Below are 17,988 nucleotides of genomic sequence, written 5' to 3' on the forward strand. Positions count from 1 at the left end.
GCGGTATCCGTTACCATCGGTGGCGCCTCCATCTGTTCTTTCGGGGGTCGGCCAATCGTATTCTCTTCCCGCGGCCAGAGAAGAGTGAGATCCCGATGGATCTATTCGGCGGATTTACCGCCGACGCTGTCGGAGTGGTTCGGAAGCGAACAGCCGTAGATAGACCGGTAACTGATAGATGCCAGCTGCGTTAGGCGTAGAACGAACTCGAGCCACGCCTTAGAGATGGACGTCGAATCCGAGCAGCGACGCACCGCTGCCGCGAAGCGGAAGTCCGAACGAACCCGACGGGCGGCCTCCCGTCGACCGGGAGATCGCTTCTCGCTTCTCAACCCACCGTCGTCTTCCGTGCTCTCGTCGTTAGAAGTGACGTTGCGGGACGTTACGGTGCTCTCATGCGATCGATCATGCGATCGATCGTCTCGGCGTCCCCTCGAGCGCTCTCGCTGCGCTCGTCGCCGTTCATCGGAAGTCGAACTCTACGTCAGATCTCGATATACTCTTGCCCGCCATACCGTCGAATACCCTGTTCTCAGCCAACTCTACGTACGGAACGGGATGTCAGCCAGAGAAATACTTTCCCACAAAGGAATATACGTCGTACTGCTTAGCCACCTTCGTGAACCCCATCGAGACGCGTGGTCGGACCTCGAGCGAGCAGCGACGTCTCTGAGAGTCGAGTACATATCCGATCGCCGAACGATGACTTCGAGTCTGTAGCGAGAGTAGCAGTGGTAACCGTAGGTCCTCATGGACGATTACAAGAGAGAGAGACCACCCTGTTCGCGCGAGTTCGTCGTTTAATCGCCCAGGGTGCGTAATCCGAAATCGCTTCCCGTCTCCGAGCGATAGCGCGACGTATGGACTCGGCAGCCCCGAAACCGGCCGCGGCGAGGAGAAGTGGTATCGATGGCTGACCCCGCTCTCGTCCGCCTCTACATGGTCGTCATCGTCCTCGTCGTGATGCTGGTCGGACTCGTCGGCTCTTTCTATCTCGTCAAGTATCTGATCGGCTATACATTCGAATCGTAGTCAGCGGCCGTTCTCCTCGGTCGAGGCGGGCGTAGTGACAAAATATCAACCCGATTGGATCGGGATAGTCTGTCGCGCCCCAGCCGCATAAATTGTAGAGTGCTATATCAAACATAGCCGCGTTCGGCGGAACGGAGATGGGAAATTTGATTTGTCGCAGAGAACGGAGCCACGTCGCGCGCTCACTCGCTCTGCTCGTCTTCGGCGGCGTCGGCGACTGTCTCGGCGAGCGTCGTCCGGTCGAAGCACGCGGCGGCATCGCGCTCGGTCTCGAAGCGGACGACTTCGACGAGCGCCTCGCTCGCGTCGAACGTCTGGTCTGACAGCCGCTCCGCGAGATCGGCGTAGCCGTCGGCGAGATCGCGGTACGTCTCCATCGCGGCCTGTTTCTCTCGGATGGTCTCCTGTTTCGCCTCGATGGCTTCGACGTCCGCCTCGGGATCGCGGCCGGCGTCGGGCGACGTCGGGCCGGTCGGCGAGTCCGTCTTCGCCCGGTCGAGTTCTTCGCGAACCGCCGCGGTCTCGGCCTCGACGTCCGCCAGCAGTTCGTCGACGTCCTCGCGCATCGTCTCTATCCGGCCGGCGAGGAGGGCGGCTTGCGTCTGGCAGTACTCGGCGTAGTCCTCGGGGGTCGGGTCGCCCGTATCGTCGGTGGGCATCGCCGAAGCTACTCGGGGCCGTGGGAAATCGGTTCCGGAGCGGAAAAGTCGATCGCGCGGCGGGCGGCTACCGGTCGTCGTTCTCGGCCAGTCCCTGCGAGGGACCGCCGGAGAAGACGAACTCGTGTTCGGCCTCGGTCTCGAAGCGGTTCAGGATGTCGCCCAGCGGCTGGGCGTAGCGCTTGAGCTGTTCGGCGCGGGAGGAGACCTCGTTGAGCTCGGCGGCTTGCTCCTCTGCGGCACCGGCGACGTTCTCGGCTTCGGCCATCATGTCTTCGCTGGTGTCCGCGGCCTCCTGTAGCGAGGTCGCCGTCGCCCGGAACTGCCCGACGGAGCTCCCCAGGTCGACGTCGGGGTTCTCCGCCTCGACCTGCTCCAGGGTCTCGACGAGGTGATCGAGATCCTCGGAGACGTCCCGGAGGCGCTCTTTCTGGTCGTAAGCGTCGTCGGAGATCATCTGGACGGATTCTGCGACCTGTTCTGATGCGTCTCGAACCGACTCGGCGCTCGTGAGTACGACATCACCGGACTCCGCGACTTCGTCGGCGAAGCTCTTGAGCTGGCCCAGCGTCTTCTCCAGTTCGGCGATCATGCCGTTGAACTCGCCCGCGATGCGGTCCATCGACTCGTTTTCGCCGTCGGTTTCCATCCGCTCGGTGAGGGTGCCGGCGGCGGCGGCCTCCATCACGTCGGAGAACTCCTCGGCTTTCTCCTGGAGGTAGCTGTTCATCTCCATCGCCTCGGCGCGGGACACCTCCGCCTCCTTGCGGGCGCGTTCGGCGTCGTCGATCTGCTGTTTGAGCGCGTCGCGCATGTCGCCGAACCCGGCGTAGAGCCGACCGACGTTGTCGATGCGGCCGGTGGAGATATCCACGTCAAGGTTCCCCTGTCGCATCTGCTCGGTCTTGCGCGTGAGGCGGTCGATCGACGTCGCCGTGTTGTACCCGAGTGCGGCTCCGACGCCGCCGATGAGCAGCACCATCAGCGCCGTGCCGACGAGCCCGTATAGCTGGACGTTCTCGACGAACCCGAAAACGGCCGAGTACGGCGCGTGAACGAGGACGACCCAGTCGGTCCCCGCTATCGGCGAGTAGCCGACGGTGTACCGCTCGTCGAGGACGGAACCGGCCGGCATGGCGGCGACGACACCGGCTTCTCGCTCGCCACCGCGCAGGTCGTTGGCCGCGCTGATAGGCTGGAGCGCGCGGTCGCTTTCGGCGTACGGCCGCAGCGTGTCCTCGCCGATACCGCTGTTCTCGCCCGTCGGCTCGTCGAACATCACGACGTTAGACGCGTTGACGACCTGCGTGAACCCGCCCGCCGCCCGTTCGGACCCCTGAAGGGACTCGGTGATGTCCGAAAGGGAGTACTCGATGACGATGTAGCGGTTCTGCGTCGCGTCGACGGGACTCATGAACCCGACGACCGGCCCGGTCTGGGTCCGGTAGACGTCGGAGCTGACGACTTCGCCCGCGCGGTCGAACGCCGGTCCGTTCGTCCAGCCGCGACGCACGTCCGAGACGTTCGTTCCGGCGCTCAGCGACGTGCTGGCGACGATAGACGTCCCGGTGATCTGTCGTTCTACGAGGTGGACGTCCGCCACGTCGGCGGACAGCCCCGCCTCCCGATTCCGGAGCTCCGCCCGGAGGTCCTCGGTGTCGCCGGAGGCCCAGACGCCGCTAGAGGAGACGAACTGGGCGGACAGGCGGTTGCGTTCGAACCACTGCTCGATGATGTCGCCCTCCTGTTGGGCGATCCCCCGGTACTCGTCGGTCACCTGCGTCTCGGTGTAGGTCTGAATCTGTCCCGTGGCGAACAGCCCGATCGCGCCCACCGACAGCGCCATGACCATCAGCACGATAGCGAACTTCAGTGCGAAGTTCCGGCGAATCGCGTTCGGGACGACCGTCGCTGCGAGGCCGCCGTCGGTGTCGTCGATTCCCGATTCCCCTGCCGAAGTCGTATCCTGTGAACTCATAGTCAGTTACCGCCCAGCGAACATTCCGCCGCCGGACCCTCGCTACACGGGTACATCGCGTCCCGCGTCGTGTTTATCAGATTGTAGTACCGTCCGAACGCCTGCCGGTCGCCGGGGCGTCCGCGGACGACCGGCACCGGCCGCATGGACTGGTGGTCGCACGCCCGCAGCGTCTCCGACCCGATACCGGCTCCGTACTCCAGTCCCTCCAGCGCGGAGATGACTTCGTTCGGGTCGAACGTCCCCGCCTTCTGGGCCGCGTAGGCGTACTGCAGCGTCTGCGTGTACGCGACGTGAGCCGGTCCCGACGGGATCGACGACGATGCCGACCCCGTTCCGCCGCTGTACTCGCTGCTGAACGCGGACCGGAACTCCTCCGAGAGGGGCGTCTCGATCGACGGATCCCACTCGATGGTCCCGATGACGTCTTCGATCGCCCCGCCCGCGGTCTGTGCGACGGCCCGCGTGTACAGCGGGATCACGATATTCTCCTCGGGGAACGCCTTTCGAACCGCTCGCACGGCGTTCGCGGCGTCGAGGCCGCGGAGGTTGAGGATCAGCACGTCCTCGCTGGCGTTCTCGAGGTCGGGGACGTACTGACTGAAGTCGCGCGTTCCGAGCTGAGCGCTCAGCGTTCCCACGGGCGTCCAGCCGGCGTCCGTAAGCGACTGCTTCATCAGGTCCCGCTGGGCGCTCCCCCAGTCGTCCCGTGAGTATATCTGGAAGAAATCGACGTCTTCGCCGTACTCGTCGACGAGAACGGGTTTCAACGCCTTCGCCGTCATGTAGCCGTTGAACAGCTCGCGGAACGTGAACCGGTTACAGGAGGCCCCGGTCAGCGTATCGATGTGCGTCATCGTCGCCATGAAGATGACCTCCTTCTCGGCGGCCAGTCGCTGGTGTGCGAGACCGGTGTCGCTGGTCGACCCGCCGGAGAGCATGATAATCTCGTCGTTCTCGATCATCGACGTCGCGGAGGCGCGAGCGGCGTCGGGGTCGCTCTCGGTGTCACCGACCACCGGCTCGACGGTCTTCCCGAGCAACCCGTCGCCGCTCAGTTGACCGGAGTACTGCGTATCGACCCAGCCCCCGCCCTCGTTGATGTGTTTCACCGCGAGGCGATGCCCCCGAAGCTCCTCTTCGCCGGTCGTCGAGAACGGTCCCGACCGCGCGACGTTGAAGCCGAACGCGACGGTCTCACCCGTCACGGGGTAGTTACCGATGCGTTCTGCGGTCGGGGTGCCGCCACCGCCGCCCCCGCCACAGCCGGCCAGCCCGGCGACGCCGGACACCCCCGCCGCCTGAATAAATCGTCTCCGAGAAAGGGGTTTCCCGCCACTCGCTTGCCTACGACCCATAGACACTTGTGTAAAATAGTGGTACAAAAGCCTTTGGAGAATATCGATAGTTACAGACCAAATTAGGAGGTATTGGTTCGAATATTACGGCACAGTTACACCCGGAGCGCGGACAGTCGTCTCTCGTGGATTTATACCGGGTCGACTACGAGAGAGGCACATGACAGACCTGGTCACGTTCGGCGAAACGATGCTCCGGCTCTCTCCGCCGGACGAGGAACGGTTAGAGACCGCGGACCAGTACAACGTCCGTGCCGCCGGGGCCGAGTCGAACGTCGCCGTCGCCGCGCAGCGACTGGGCCTCGACGCCGTCTGGGCCTCGAAACTACCGGACTCGCCGGTCGGCCGGCGCGTCGTCGGAGAACTCCGCAATCACGGCGTCACCACCGATATCGCGTGGGACGATTCCGAGGAGAGCAGACAGGGGACGTACTACCTCGAACAGGGCCAGCCGCCGCGGGGTAACGAAGTGATTTACGACCGCGCGGGCGCGAGCGTGACGACCGCACAGACGGCCGAACTGCCGACCGAAAAGATAGAGACGGCTACCGGCTTCCACACGACCGGTATCACGCCCGCGCTCTCGGAGACGCTCGAAGCGACCACCGCCGACCTCCTCTCGCTCGCGCAGGACGCCGACACGGTGACGAGTTTCGACCTGAACTACCGGTCGAAGCTCTGGGAGCCCGCCGAGGCGAAGGCCGTTCTCACCGATCTCTTCCCCGACGTGGACGTGCTCGTCGTCGCCCGGCGAGACGCCGAGCTCGTCTTGGAGCGCCACGGCGACGCCGAGGCGGTCGCTCGCGGGCTGGCCGACGACTACGGGTTCGACGTGACGCTCGTCACCCGCGGCGCGGAGGGTGCCCTCGCCGTCGCGGACGGGAACGTCTACGAGCAGCCGACCTACGAGGCGTCGAACGCCTACCCCGTCGGGACGGGCGATTCCTTCGTCGGCGGCTTCCTCTCGCAGTACCTCGCGGGCGAGTCCGTCCCCGACGCGCTCGAGTGGGGCGCGGCGACGGCGGCGCTCAAGCGCTCCGTCCCCGGCGATATCGCCGTCGTCTCGCCGGACGAGGTCCGAGAAGTCATCGCGGGCGACACGAGCGCGATCTCGCGGTAACTCGGTCGCGAAGAACTCCTTTCGCTATCCGCCAACCTTCTTATCCCCTCCCTCGCTAGCCACTCCTATGAACAACCGAAACGCGCGTTCACTGCCGTTTTTCCCGGGTGACTGTGCCGATGCGTAACGCGAAAATCGTCTGTACGTTGGGTCCCGCGAGCGAATCCGTCGACAAGATCGCGGCGCTCGCCGAGGCCGGGATGTCCGTCGCCCGGCTCAACGCCAGCCACGGATCTCCCGAGCACCGCCGGGAGATGATCGACCGCATCCGCGAAGTCGACGACGCCGTCGACTCGCCGGTCGCGGCGATGCTGGACATGCCCGGGCCGGAAGTTCGGACCGCGCCGGTCCGAGAGCCCATCGAACTCGTCGAGGGGACGACCGTCCGCTTCGTCGTCGGCGACGAAGCGACCCCCGAGGAGATCGGCCTCTCGCAGTCGATCACCAACGCCGAACCCGGCGACCGCGTCCTCTTAGACGACGGCCGCATCGAGACCACCGTCGAACGCATCGAGGACGAAGTGGTCTTCGCACACGTCGAGAACGGCGGCGAACTCGGCGCGCGGAAGGGCGTCAACGTCCCCGGCGTCGAGCTGGACCTGCCGACCATCACCGAGAACGACGAGCGGGAACTCGACGTGGCCGCCGAGAAGGAACCGGACTTCGTCGCCGCCTCGTTCGTCCGCGACGGCGAGGACATCTACGAGATCAGCCAGGCGATGGAGGAACGGGGTATCGACATCCCCATCATCGCGAAGATAGAGCGCTCGGGGGCCGTCGAGAACCTCGATTCGATCATCGAGGCCGCCTACGGCGTGATGGTCGCTCGCGGCGACCTCGGCGTCGAGTGCCCCCTCGAAGACGTCCCCATCATCCAGAAGCGCATCATCCGCAAGTGCCACCAGGCGGGGGTGCCGGTCATCACCGCCACGGAGATGCTGGACTCGATGGTCCACTCCCGACGGCCGACCCGCGCGGAGGCCTCCGACGTGGCCAACGCCGTCCTCGACGGCACGGACGCCGTGATGCTCTCGGGCGAGACGGCCATCGGCGACCACCCCGCGCGCGTGGTCGAGACGATGGACCGAATCGTCCGCGACGTCGAGGAGAGCGACGAGTACGCCGAGTCGCGCGAACAGCGCGTCCCGACCGCGGGCGACACGCGGACCGACGCGCTGGCCCGGTCGGCCCGCTTCCTCGCGCGGGACATCGGCGCGTCCGCGGTCGTCGCCGCCTCCGAGTCCGGTTACACCGCACTCAAGGCCGCGAAGTACCGCCCGTCGATCCCGATCGTCGCCTCGACGCCCAACGAGCGGGTGCGGCGCAAGCTCGCCCTCTCGTGGGGTATCACCCCCGTGACGACGAAGTACACCAACGAGGGAGCCGACGCGATCATCCAGACCTCCGTGCAGGCGGCCCTCGACACCCGGGCCGCCGAGGGCGGTGACACCGTCGTCGTCCTCTCGGGGATGATGACCGAACTGGACGGGATGAACACGGCGAACATGCTGAAGGTCCACGTCGCCGCCGAGACGCTGGTCAGCGGCCGGTCGGTCGTCTCCGGGCTGGTGACCGGCCCGGTGTATCACGTCGAGGACGGCGACCTCACGGACGCCCCGGACGGCGCGATCCTCTCGATCCCCGAGGGGTTCGACGGGGAGTTCACCGGCGATACGAGCCGCGTCGGCGGCGTCGTCGACGCCCACGAGGGGATCACGAGTTACGCCGCCATCGTCGCTCGGGAGCTCTCCATCCCGATGGTGTCCGACGCCCGTCTCCCCGACGACGTCGAGGACGGCGCCGTCATCACGCTCGACGCCGAACGCGGCGTCGTCTACGAGGAGGCCGTCGGCCGAGAGCGCCTGGACGACGTGCGATAGCACGGGCGGGACGAATATGTGCAATTAAGTAGCGCAAGAGCGACTTCCCCAGCAACATGGGCACATACGCTGGGGTCGACCTCGGTGCGACGCACATCCGGGCCATCATCGGCGACGAGTCCGGAACGCCGATATCGTCGTACAAGACGGAAACGCCGCGCGGGCCGAACGGGATCGCCGTCACCGAGGCGGTCCTCGACGCGCTGCGGGAGGCCTGTGCGGCGGCCGACGTCGAGCCCACCGACGTCGTCGCGGCCGGGATCGGCTCGTTCGGCCCGCTCGACCTCGCGGAAGGCATCGTCGAGAACCCGGCGAACCTCCCCGACACCATCGACCGCATCCCGCTCACCGGCCCCGTCGAGAAGCTGCTCGGCACGTCCAAGGTGTACCTCCACAACGACGCCAACGCGGGCGCTATCGGCGAACGCTTCTACGCCGACCGCAACCCCGACGACATGATCTACCTGACTATCTCCTCGGGCGTCGGCGCGGGCGTCGTCGTCGACGGCAACGTCCTCAGCGGATGGGACGGCAACGCCGGCGAGGTCGGCCACCTCACCATCGACCCGCACGGGTTCATGACCTGTGGCTGCGGTCACGACGGGCACTGGGAGGCGTACTGCTCGGGCGAGAACATCCCCCGATACGCCACGCGCCTCCACCGCGAGGACCCCGTCGAGACGGCGCTGCCGCTCGACACCGAGGGGTTCAGCGCCGCCGACGTCTTCGAGTACGCCGGCGAGGACGACTTCGCGTCCCACGTCTTAGAACAGGTCTGTCACTGGAACGCCATCGGCGTCGCCAACATGGTCCACTCCTACGCGCCGCTCGTCATCTACGTCGGCGGTGCCGTCGCGATGAACAACCCCGAGCAGGTGTTAGATCCCATCCGAGACCGCTTAGACGACATGGTGATGTCGAACATCCCCGACATCCAGCTGACCAACCTCGGCGACGACGTCGGCGTCCGCGGGGCGCTCGCGTCGGCGCTCACCGACGGGACCGGTGACCCGGCGAAGGGCGTCTAGCTCACTGTCGGAGGTCGTACAGCCGGCGAAACGCCGTCGGCGGGAACCGGGGGACGACCCGACTGGGCGGTCGGCCCTGTTCGTGTCGCGCCTCCGATTGGACCCGCTCGACGACGCCCGCCTCGGCCATCTCGTAGAGGAACCGTTTGACGGTGCCCTCCGAGAGGTCGACCGCGGACGACTCGCTGATGGCGGCGGTGGTCGCCGTCACCGAGGACCGGTCTTCCGGGCTGACGTCGACGAGCGCCCGCAGTACCGCCTGTCTGTTCGCAGGGAGCCCGAGAACGACGCCCAGTGAGATACAGGGCTGCGGCATCTCGTCGATCGCCCGCTCGACGTCCGCCTCGGTGAGCCGCGCGCGTCCTGCCTCGCTCGCGTGGTCGGTCGCGACGAACAACACCGTGAGGCCGTCGTGCGCGTTGCCCTCGGCCCACTCGGCGATCGACCGGGCGAGGCCGTGGTCGAGGGCCTGCTGTGAGAGGCCGAGCGACGCCCGCGTCATCAGGACGTCGACCAGCATCTGTCGCTGGTAGCGGTCGACGTGTATCGACGCCGCCGTGTAGCCGGTGAGGTCGGTCTCCTCGGGGTCGTCCCGGCCGATGGCCAGCCAACTGACGTTACTCGGGAGACCGGCGAAGCGGTCGACGAGGTCCCCCTCGTCGATGCTTCGCGGTTCGCCGACGTGGTCCACCGCGATCACGACCCCGGCCCGTGACCCGGTCAGCCGATCGTCGAGCCGGGCGCGGAGCCTGTCGGTCCCGATGCCGTGTTCGGGCACCGATTCGTCGACGAGGGCGTCCAGCACCGCGTGATAGAACGCGAACTCGCTGGCGGTCCGTCGGGCGTCGACGTAGACGAACGCCGGCGACGTCGGCGTCTGCGCGCGCGTGCTGGTCTGGATGACCGCGCGCGTTTCCGACGGGAGGCGGTCGAGGTGGGAGAACAGCGCCGTGACGACGGCGGACTTCCCCGAGCCGGCGGGACCGTACACGTACGCGTTCGGGGGGAGGTTCCCGTCGAATACGGGGTCGAAGTGGTCGAGCAACCGTTCGAGGACCGGGCCGCGGTCGGCCGGTTCGTCGATGTGTGCGACGGGCGAGAGGGACTCGTAGTCCTGTATCAGACGCGGGTGCCCGTTTCGGCGCTGTCGTCGCTTGATCCTCGCTTCGATGTCCATGCTTAGTTCGAATCGTCGATGTGTAGCAGACGCACTGATAAACAAAAAGAGGTGTGAATTACGGGAGCGGGACCGCTGCGGCCGTCGTGAAGACGCCGGCGATGGCGAGCAGTCCGAGAATGAACGTCGTGGTGACGATCGAGGCCGCGGGCGGGTCGAAGTGCGTGTCCGAGTGCGCGTAGAAGACGCGCTGCCAGACCTCGCCGAACACCGCACCGAGGACGCCGAAGAGCGCGCCGAGGACGAGCGCGACGACCACGGGGGACCCGTCGGTCATCGCCATGCTCGCGACGAACGTCGCGGGCAGGGTCATGTGGTGGGTGACGGGGAACTTCTCGACGCCGAGGTTCAGGAAGAGGAGGCTGGCCGCCGAGATGCCGAACGGGATGAAGAGGCTCCCGGTCTTGGCGAAGATGTACGCCCCGAGGATACCGGTGACGAGGCCGATCATCACGACGTGGCTCCACTCGTACTGGTGGGGGAGCCACGGTTCGACTGCGGGTCGCTTCGCGCTGTACCCGCCGTCGGCCGTGACTTCCTCGCCGTCGACCTGCTCCATCCGCATTTTTCCGCCCTCGAAGGGCGTCATGTCGAAGAGGCCGCTGCCGCGCACCTTGCCGACGATTGGATAGCCGAAGACGAGTCGCGCGACGATCGCGGAGAGGACGACGCCCGCCGCGGGCGGGTCGATCGGGATTCCGAGGCCGCCGGACGTCTGGCGAATCGCCATCCCGAGAACGCCGAAGACGCCGCCGACGGCAAGAATGTCGGGTCGGGTGCCGAGGGCGTAGGCGATGTCCTTCGCGGGGTGGTAGTCACCGTCGTCCGGTGCCGGCATGCCGTCGTTTTTCGCGGCGTAAGCCGCGGCGGCGACGCCGCCGGCGAAGGCGACGTGCGGGCCGAACACCGGTCCGAAAGCCAGTGGGCCGACGATTCCTGCACCGTAGCCGCCGGCCGCGCCGGCGATGACGTCGGGCGAGCCGCCGACGAACCCGTCCGAGACGACGTTACCCGCCTCGCCGACGAGGACCATGAAGCCCGTGAAGATGAACGCGGGCAGCGCCCCGATGGACGCTCCGAACGCGCCGCCGGCGAACGAGGCGATGACGAGGACCAGGATGTCCATAGCCGTGAGGCCGAAGACGATCGCCATCGGTCACTCCTCCCGCGCCCAGTCGAGCGAGCGCTCGACGGCGTCGTCCCATCGACTGTACATCTTGTCTGCCTTCTCGGCGTCCATCTCCGGGCTGAACTCGCGGTCGATCTGCCAGTTGTCTCGGAGTTCGTCCACCGTGTCCCAGTACCCGACGGCCAACCCGGCGGCGTAGGCCGAACCGAGTGCCGTGGTTTCGTCCACTTCCGGTCGAGCGATGTCCGTCTGGATGATGTCCGATTGGAGCTGACAGAGGAAGTTGTTCTTGACCGCGCCGCCGTCGACGCGCAGCGACGTCATCTCGACGCCGGAGTCGGCCTCCATGGCCTCGGCGACGTCGCGGGTCTGGTAGGCGATCGATTCCAAGGTCGCGCGGACGATGTGTTCCTTGCGGGTCCCGCGGGTCATCCCAACTATCGTCCCGCGTGCGCGCCCGTCCCAGTGAGGCGCACCGAGACCGGTGAACGCGGGCACCATGTAGACGCCGTCCGTCGAGTCGACCGAGCGAGCGAGTTCCGCCGTCTGCGCGGCGTTGTTGATCAGGTCGACGTCTTCGAGCCACTCGATGGCCGCACCCGTGATGAAGATCGACCCTTCCAGCGCGTACTGGACGGGTTCGCCGGACATCTGGAACCCGATGGTCGTCAGCAGCCCGTGGTCGGACGCGACCGCCTCGTTGCCGGTGTTCATCAGATAGAACGAGCCGGTGCCGTAGGTGTTCTTGGCGTCGCCCGCGTCGAAGCAGGTCTGGCCGAACAGCGCCGCTTGTTGGTCGCCGAGCGCGCCGGCGACGGGGATCTCCTCGCCGAGGAAGCCGTCGGGGTCGGTGTGGCCGTAGTACTCTTCGTCCGACGAGGGCCGTACCTCGGGCAGCATCGACTCGTCAACGCCGAACTCTTCGAGGAGTTCCTCGTCCCACTCCATCTCCCGGATGTCGTACAGCATCGTCCGGGAGGCGTTGGTGACGTCGGTGATGTGGTTGCCCGTGAGGTTGTAGATGAGCCAGGCGTCGATCGTCCCCATCATCAGTTCGCCGGCCTCGGCACGGTCGCGGAGGCTCTCGCCGCGAGCGCTCTGCATCTTCAGCGGTTCGGCGTTGTCGAGGATCCACTCGGTCTTCGTCGCCGAGAAGTACGCGTCCGCTTCTAACCCCGTCTTCTCGCGGATCTCGTCGACTTTCCCGGCCTCTTGCAGTTCCTCGACGCGGTCGGTGGTCCGGCGGTCCTGCCAGACCAGGGCGTTGTGGACGGGTTTCCCGGTCTCTTTATCCCAGACGACGGTCGTCTCGCGCTGGTTCGTGATGCCCAGCGCTTCGAGTTGGCTCGCATCGATGCCGCCGTCTTCGAGCCCCTGTCGGACGACGTCCTGCGTGTTCTCCCAGATCTCGATCGGGTCGTGTTCGACCCAGCCCGGTTCCGGGTAGATCTGTTCGTGTTTCTCGTAGGCGTTGGCGACGACCTGTCCGCTGTGGTCGAACACCATGAACCGCGTGCCTGTCGTTCCCTGATCTATCGAGGCGACGTACGTGTCTGTCATTCGTATGTACTCCGTCGGGCAAACCTTGTTTACCGAGGGCCTTGCCTTACTGGTAAACAATATGGTGAATCATTATAAAGATTACTGACGAATGCCGACTATGCATAAAATTCGTCCGGCGCAGTCGTTCCCACCACTTTTCGAGCGAAGGCAGTAGCCCACGAAGGCGACGTATCCGCGATACAGGTTCCAGAAGCGGCCGACAGCGCGGGGCCGAACCGTTGTGGGTCTTCGAACGCCGGTCTGTGCGTCGGTCGGGTCACGCACCCCGTGAGCGCGGCTCAATCTTTCCTAGGAAGCCGAGAGACGACCGACTCTTCCGAGGTGAAACAGGGGAATGCCTGAGCGAGATCTCCGGAACGGCGCGTTCGGAGGGGATTACCGGCGTCTGAGGAGAGTCGCGGTACCGGTGAACATCGGCGTCGGTTATCCGCGGTAGGAGACCGACGGTAACGAAGTGGCCTCGGTATCGACGATCTGCTTCGGTCAGATATCGCCCGTCTCGTGCCGAAATATGGATTATATCGTCATCTCTGGTCACTCCTGCCGCTTTCGTGCTACTTGTGAACTCACCTCTCTATCACGGCTGTCGGCGACGAAATAGTCACGATTACTTATGAAATTTACTGTAGGGAGGGGGTTCAACGGTAAAATAAAGTGCGTGCGCTCCGAAGACCGGTTATAACAGATGGGACCGACACCACACATCGCCGTCATCGGCGGCGGTTCGACCGGCGTGGGTATCGCCCGCGACCTCGCCATGCGCGGTCTCGACGTGACGCTCGTCGAGCAGGGCAACCTCACGCACGGCACGACCGGGCGGATGCACGGCCTCCTCCACAGCGGCGGTCGCTACGCCGTCTCGGACCAGGCCAGCGCGACCGAGTGCATCGAGGAGAACCGCGTCCTCCGGGACATCGCCAGTCACTGCGTGGAGATGACCGGCGGCATGTTCGTCAAACGACCCGAGGACAGCGAGGAGTACTTCCAGGAGAAGCTCGCCGGCTGCGAGGAGTGTGGCATCCCCGCGAAAGTCGTCTCCCGCGAGGAGGCGCGTTCGATGGAGCCGCATCTGGCGAAGGACATCGAGAAGGCCATCGTCGTCCCCGACGGGGCCATCGACCCGTTCCGCCTCGTCGTCGCCAACGCCGGGAGCGCACAGGAACACGGCGCGCGCATCGAGACCCACTCGAAGGTGACCGACCTCCTCGTCGAGGGCGGCGAGGTCGTCGGTCTCGAAGTCGAACACACGTCCGGGCCGGGCACGCGCGTCCACGGTAAGGAAGGCGGCAAAGAGGAGATCCGCGCCGACTACGTGGTCAACGCGACGGGCGCGTGGGCCGGTCGAATCGGCGACATGGCCGGTCTCGACATCGCGGTTCGTCCCTCGAAGGGCGTCATGACCATCATGAACGTCCGGCAGGTCGACACCGTCATCAACCGCTGTCGGCCCAAGGGCGACGCCGACATCGTCGTCCCCCACGAGACGACCGCCATCCTCGGCACCACCGACGAGGAGGTCGAGGACCCCGAGGACTACCCCGAGGAGCAGTGGGAGGTCGACCTGATGATAGAGACGCTCTCGGAGCTCGTTCCGATGCTCCGAGAGGCCCGCACCATCCGCTCGTTCTGGGGCGTCCGGCCGCTGTACGAACCGCCGGACGTGGGCAGTACGGATCCGACCGACATCACGCGCGATTTCTTCCTGCTGGACCACGAGGAGCGCGACGACCTGCCGGGCATGACCAGCATCGTCGGCGGGAAGTTCACCACCTACCGGATGATGGGCGAGCAGATCTCCGACCACGTCTGCGGGAAGTTCGGCATCGACGCCGACTGCCGCACCGCCGAGGAACCGCTGCCCGGGAGCGAGGACTTCTCGGTCCTGCGCGACTACATGGACGAGTTCGGCCTCCGCTCGCCCATCGGCCGCCGGAGCGTCGAACGCCTCGGGTCGCGGGCCGACGAGGTGCTCAAGACCGACAGCCCGAATCCCACCGTCTGCGAATGCGAGGGCGTCACCCGCGCCGAGGTTCGAGACGCTATCAGTCAATCGGGCTCCGATCTGAACGCCGTCCGCATCCGCACCCGCGCGTCGATGGGCAACTGTCAGGGCGGCATCTGCTGTCACCGGCTGGCGAGCGAACTCCACCCCGAATACGAGGAGGGCGTCGTCCGGCGGGCGTGGGACGAACTGCTCCAGGAGCGCTGGAAGGGCCAGCGACACGCCCTGTGGGGTCAGCAGCTCTCGCAGGCGATGCTGAACTACGCCCTGCACGCGACGACGCAGAACCGCGACCACGACCCCGCCGGGGGCGACCCCGTGGACTTCGCCGCCTTCGATACCGGCGTCGACCACGGCGACACGGCAGGTGCGGCGGACGTCGCCGCCGACGGAGGGCGGAATGGCGATTGAGTCGGAGGTGCTGGTCGTCGGCGGCGGACTCGCGGGGCTGACGAGCGCGCTCGCCGCCGCCCGCGGGGGCGCGGACGTGCGACTGCTCTCCTACAAGCAGAGCACGCTCCGGCAGGCCTCCGGGCTGGTCGATCTGCTCGGTTACACGCCCGACGGCGAGGGACCGCTGACCGACCCGTACGCGGCGATGGCGGACCTACCTGAGTCCCATCCCTACAGCACCGTCGGCGTCGAGACGGTCCGCGAGGCGATGGCGCTGTTCGACGACGTGACCGACTACGAGGGCGGACACACCGATACCAACGCACTCCTGCCGACCCACGGCGGGACGGTCAAACCGACCGCCCGATACCCCCAGAGCGCGTCGGCGGGACTGGCCAGCGACGACCGGGACGTGCTGCTGGTCGGCATCGAGTCGATGACCGACTTCGACGCGCCCCACGTCGCCTCCCACCTCGAAGCGGCCGGCGTCCCCTTCGACGTGCGCGGGGAGACGATTCGGTTCCCGGGCGACCTGCGCGCGGACGCGAAGGTGACCCGATACGCGAAACTGCTCGATACCGACGGCGAGGTGGCGGTCCGCGGCCGGAAGCGACCGGCCCGCGAAGCGCTCGCCCAGCGCGTGAACCCTCTCGTCGAAGACGAGGAGCGCGTGGGCTTCCCGGCGGTTCTCGGCGACGACCACCCCGGAGCTATTCGGGCGGCGCTAAGCGAGCAGATGGGCGTCGACGTCTTCGAGGTGCCCATGGGACCGCCGTCGCTGCCCGGTCTCCGCCTCGAGGACCGGTTGTTCGCGGCGCTCGACGAAGCCGGTGCGAGCATCGAGACCGGGAACCCGGTCGTCTCCTACGAGGGCGAAAGCGATGTAGAGCGAGTCTTCGTCGAGAAGAACGGCGCTGAGATCCCCTACGCGGCCGAGCAGTTCGTCCTCGCCACGGGCGGCCTCGTCGGAAAGGGAATCGAGTCGGACCGCGAGGGCGTCTCCGAACCGATATTCGACTGTTACGTCCCGCACCCCGCTGACCGCTACGACTGGTTCGACACCGAGGTGTTCGGCGACCACCCCTTCGCCGGGTTCGGAGTCGAGACGGACGGGCGGATGCGGCCGCTCGCGGCCGACGGCGACGTAGAGTTCGAGAACGTGCGGGCCGCCGGGAGCGTGCTGGGCGGCTACGACTTCGCGGCGGAGAAATCCGGCAGCGGCGTTTCGATTGCGACTGGCTACGCGGCGGGCACGAACGCCGCGGAGGAACTACGATGAGCGACGCAGAATCCCCAGACTTCGACCCTGTTGCACCGAACACGGGCGAGGACTTCGAACCGACCGAAGTGTTCCCCGAGAGCGACGACTTCGACCTGCGGCCGGGCGCCGACGCCTGTTACAAGTGCTCGATCTGCGATACGAACTGCCCGGTCGCGGAGGTGGACGACGACTTCCCCGGGCCGAAGTTCCAGGGCCCCGAGCAGTGGCGGCTCAAGCAGACCGACGACGGTTACGACATAGACGACTCGGTGATGGACTGCTCGAACTGCATGCGCTGTGACAACGCCTGCCCGTCGGGCGTCCCGCTCTCGCAGATGCACAACACCGCCCGCGGGGAGTACGTCAGCGAGCAGATGGACAAGACGTCCGTCGAGTACTGGCGCAACCGCATCCTCGCCAACTACCGGACCTCGGCGTGGTTCGCCAGCAAAGCCCCGAAGGTGGCGAACTTCGCCATGAACTTCGGCCCCGCTCGCTGGGTCATGGAGAAGACGATGGGCATCACGAGCGAGCGCGACTTCCCCGAGTTCGCACGGCAGACGTTCCGCGAGTGGTGGGCCGACCGCGGCGGCGCGGACGCCTCGCGGCGGAACGCCCGACGCGCCCGCGAGCGACTGGGCGACCCCGCGGACGCCGAGAAGAAGGTGGCGTACTTCCACGGCTGTTACTCGAACTACAACACGCCCGAGGTGGGCAAGGCGATGGTCCGCGTCTACGAGCACTTCGGCTACGAGGTCGTCGCACCCGAGCAGAAGTGCTCGGGAACGCCGATGTTCGCCAACGGAATGCTGGACGACGCCCGCCGCCACGCCGAGGTCAACGTCTCCTCGATGTCGGACCTCGTCGAGAGGGGATACGACGCTATCGCGTCGTGTACGTCGTGCTCGATGGCGCTCCGACAGGAGTACCCCGAGCTGTTCGACATCGACGGCATCGAGGAAGTGGCCGCGAACACCTTCGAGGCCGTCGAGTACCTCCGCATCCACGAGGACCTCGGCGACGAGGTTCGAGAGGCCGACGTCTCCGGCGACCTCGCCCGCGAGTTCGCCTACCACGCGCCGTGTCACGCCCGCAATCAGGGGCTCGATCGACAGGCCGTCGAGCTGTTCCGCGACCTGGAGGGCGTCGGCGTCGAGGACGTCGGCGAGTCCTGTTCGGGCATCTCCGGCACCTACGGCTGGAAGGAAGAGAAGTACGAGAAGTCGATGGCCATCGGCGACGAGATGTTCGACCACATGGAGGACGCCGAGGGGACGACCGGCATGACCGAGTGTCCGACGTGTGCGATGCAGATGGAGCACGGCAGCGGCTACGAGATTCGGCATCCGCTCGAACTGCTGGAGTCGGCGCTGGTGGCCTAGCGCGAAGGCGAGAAGACGAGTCTTTC

At 66.4% G+C, this 17,988-nt stretch carries 13 protein-coding genes; 7 read left to right on the plus strand and 6 right to left on the minus strand.

Translation table 11 applies throughout. The features are described from left to right. Positions 1 to 909: 909 nt before the first annotated feature. Positions 910 to 1,032, plus strand: coding sequence for a hypothetical protein (locus tag EGH23_RS26795; protein WP_268899411.1), 123 nt, complete (start codon positions 910 to 912; stop codon positions 1,030 to 1,032). A 182-nt stretch (positions 1,033 to 1,214) separates the two neighbouring features. Here the strand turns inward: EGH23_RS26795 and EGH23_RS04260 are convergent, their stop codons facing one another. From EGH23_RS04260 to EGH23_RS04270, 3 genes are all read right to left on the minus strand, one after another. Beyond that, positions 1,215 to 1,691, minus strand: coding sequence for a hypothetical protein (locus tag EGH23_RS04260; protein ID WP_220578770.1), 477 nt, complete (start codon positions 1,689 to 1,691; stop codon positions 1,215 to 1,217). Between the two features lie 67 nt (positions 1,692 to 1,758). Then, on the minus strand, positions 1,759 to 3,669 hold the full coding sequence (locus tag EGH23_RS04265) for a PDC sensor domain-containing protein (protein ID WP_220578771.1): 1,911 nt from the start codon (positions 3,667 to 3,669) through the stop codon (positions 1,759 to 1,761). Between the two features lie 2 nt (positions 3,670 to 3,671). Then, a complete protein-coding gene (locus tag EGH23_RS04270) occupies positions 3,672 to 5,027 on the minus strand; it encodes an ABC transporter substrate-binding protein (protein ID WP_236044610.1) in 1,356 nt (451 codons plus the stop codon). 160 nt (positions 5,028 to 5,187) lie between these two features. On the opposite strand from EGH23_RS04270, the gene kdgK1 reads away from it, so the two are divergent. The 3 genes from kdgK1 (at position 5,188) to EGH23_RS04285 (ending at position 9,055) form a co-directional block, all read left to right on the plus strand. Beyond that, positions 5,188 to 6,147, plus strand: a complete 960-nt coding sequence (kdgK1, locus tag EGH23_RS04275) for a bifunctional 2-dehydro-3-deoxygluconokinase/2-dehydro-3-deoxygalactonokinase (RefSeq protein WP_220578772.1) — start codon at positions 5,188 to 5,190, stop codon at positions 6,145 to 6,147. Positions 6,148 to 6,266: 119 nt separating this feature from the next. Continuing rightward, positions 6,267 to 8,027 (plus strand): pyruvate kinase, encoded by a 1,761-nt coding sequence (pyk, locus tag EGH23_RS04280; protein ID WP_220578773.1) that lies wholly within the window; start codon positions 6,267 to 6,269, stop codon positions 8,025 to 8,027. Between the two features lie 56 nt (positions 8,028 to 8,083). After that, entirely contained in the window at positions 8,084 to 9,055 is a 972-nt protein-coding gene (locus tag EGH23_RS04285) for an ROK family protein (protein ID WP_220578774.1), read from the plus strand. Position 9,056: 1 nt separating this feature from the next. Here EGH23_RS04285 and EGH23_RS04290 read toward each other — a convergent pair whose 3' ends face one another. From EGH23_RS04290 to glpK, 3 genes are read right to left on the minus strand one after another with little or no spacing between them, the layout of a single operon-like run. Further along, positions 9,057 to 10,232: a Cdc6/Cdc18 family protein gene (locus tag EGH23_RS04290; protein ID WP_220578775.1), complete on the minus strand. Its 1,176-nt coding sequence runs from the start codon at positions 10,230 to 10,232 to the stop codon at positions 9,057 to 9,059. 58 nt (positions 10,233 to 10,290) lie between these two features. Then, positions 10,291 to 11,385 carry a DUF7973 family transport facilitator gene (locus tag EGH23_RS04295; protein ID WP_220578776.1) on the minus strand — a complete coding sequence of 365 codons (1,095 nt, stop codon included), beginning with the start codon at positions 11,383 to 11,385 and terminating at the stop codon, positions 10,291 to 10,293. A gap of 3 nt (positions 11,386 to 11,388) precedes the next feature. After that, positions 11,389 to 12,921 carry a glycerol kinase GlpK gene (gene glpK, locus EGH23_RS04300; protein WP_220578777.1) on the minus strand — a complete coding sequence of 511 codons (1,533 nt, stop codon included), beginning with the start codon at positions 12,919 to 12,921 and terminating at the stop codon, positions 11,389 to 11,391. 688 nt (positions 12,922 to 13,609) lie between these two features. On the opposite strand from glpK, the gene glpA reads away from it, so the two are divergent. From glpA to EGH23_RS04315, 3 genes are read left to right on the plus strand one after another with little or no spacing between them, the layout of a single operon-like run. Then, a complete protein-coding gene (gene glpA / locus EGH23_RS04305) occupies positions 13,610 to 15,337 on the plus strand; it encodes an anaerobic glycerol-3-phosphate dehydrogenase subunit GlpA (RefSeq protein ID WP_220578778.1) in 1,728 nt (575 codons plus the stop codon). Then, the gene (gene glpB, locus EGH23_RS04310) at positions 15,327 to 16,598 is read left to right on the plus strand and encodes a glycerol-3-phosphate dehydrogenase subunit GlpB (protein ID WP_220578779.1); all 1,272 of its coding nucleotides are present in this window, start codon (positions 15,327 to 15,329) and stop codon (positions 16,596 to 16,598) included. Before glpA ends, glpB begins: the two co-directional genes overlap by 11 nt. Continuing rightward, positions 16,595 to 17,962, plus strand: a complete 1,368-nt coding sequence (locus EGH23_RS04315; protein WP_220578780.1) for an anaerobic glycerol-3-phosphate dehydrogenase subunit C — start codon at positions 16,595 to 16,597, stop codon at positions 17,960 to 17,962. The genes glpB and EGH23_RS04315 overlap by 4 nt, the downstream gene beginning before the upstream one ends. The last annotated feature ends 26 nt before the right edge of the window (positions 17,963 to 17,988 follow it).

This window comes from Haloarcula nitratireducens, assembly GCF_019599505.1.

Excerpts from the sequence above, each read along its gene's own strand:
- pyk (WP_220578773.1), top strand. The coding sequence starts at position 6,267 with ATGCGTAACGCGAAAATCGTCTGTACGTTGGGTCCCGCGAGCGAATCC.
- EGH23_RS04315 (WP_220578780.1), top strand. The coding sequence starts at position 16,595 with ATGAGCGACGCAGAATCCCCAGACTTCGACCCTGTTGCACCGAACACG.
- glpB (WP_220578779.1), top strand. The coding sequence starts at position 15,327 with ATGGCGATTGAGTCGGAGGTGCTGGTCGTCGGCGGCGGACTCGCGGGG.
- glpA (WP_220578778.1), top strand. The coding sequence starts at position 13,610 with ATGGGACCGACACCACACATCGCCGTCATCGGCGGCGGTTCGACCGGC.
- glpK (WP_220578777.1), bottom strand. The coding sequence starts at position 12,921 with ATGACAGACACGTACGTCGCCTCGATAGATCAGGGAACGACAGGCACG.
- kdgK1 (WP_220578772.1), top strand. The coding sequence starts at position 5,188 with ATGACAGACCTGGTCACGTTCGGCGAAACGATGCTCCGGCTCTCTCCG.
- EGH23_RS04290 (WP_220578775.1), bottom strand. The coding sequence starts at position 10,232 with ATGGACATCGAAGCGAGGATCAAGCGACGACAGCGCCGAAACGGGCAC.
- EGH23_RS04260 (WP_220578770.1), bottom strand. The coding sequence starts at position 1,691 with ATGCCCACCGACGATACGGGCGACCCGACCCCCGAGGACTACGCCGAG.
- EGH23_RS04270 (WP_236044610.1), bottom strand. The coding sequence starts at position 5,027 with ATGGGTCGTAGGCAAGCGAGTGGCGGGAAACCCCTTTCTCGGAGACGA.
- EGH23_RS04285 (WP_220578774.1), top strand. The coding sequence starts at position 8,084 with ATGGGCACATACGCTGGGGTCGACCTCGGTGCGACGCACATCCGGGCC.
- EGH23_RS26795 (WP_268899411.1), top strand. The coding sequence starts at position 910 with ATGGCTGACCCCGCTCTCGTCCGCCTCTACATGGTCGTCATCGTCCTC.
- EGH23_RS04295 (WP_220578776.1), bottom strand. The coding sequence starts at position 11,385 with ATGGCGATCGTCTTCGGCCTCACGGCTATGGACATCCTGGTCCTCGTC.
- EGH23_RS04265 (WP_220578771.1), bottom strand. The coding sequence starts at position 3,669 with ATGAGTTCACAGGATACGACTTCGGCAGGGGAATCGGGAATCGACGAC.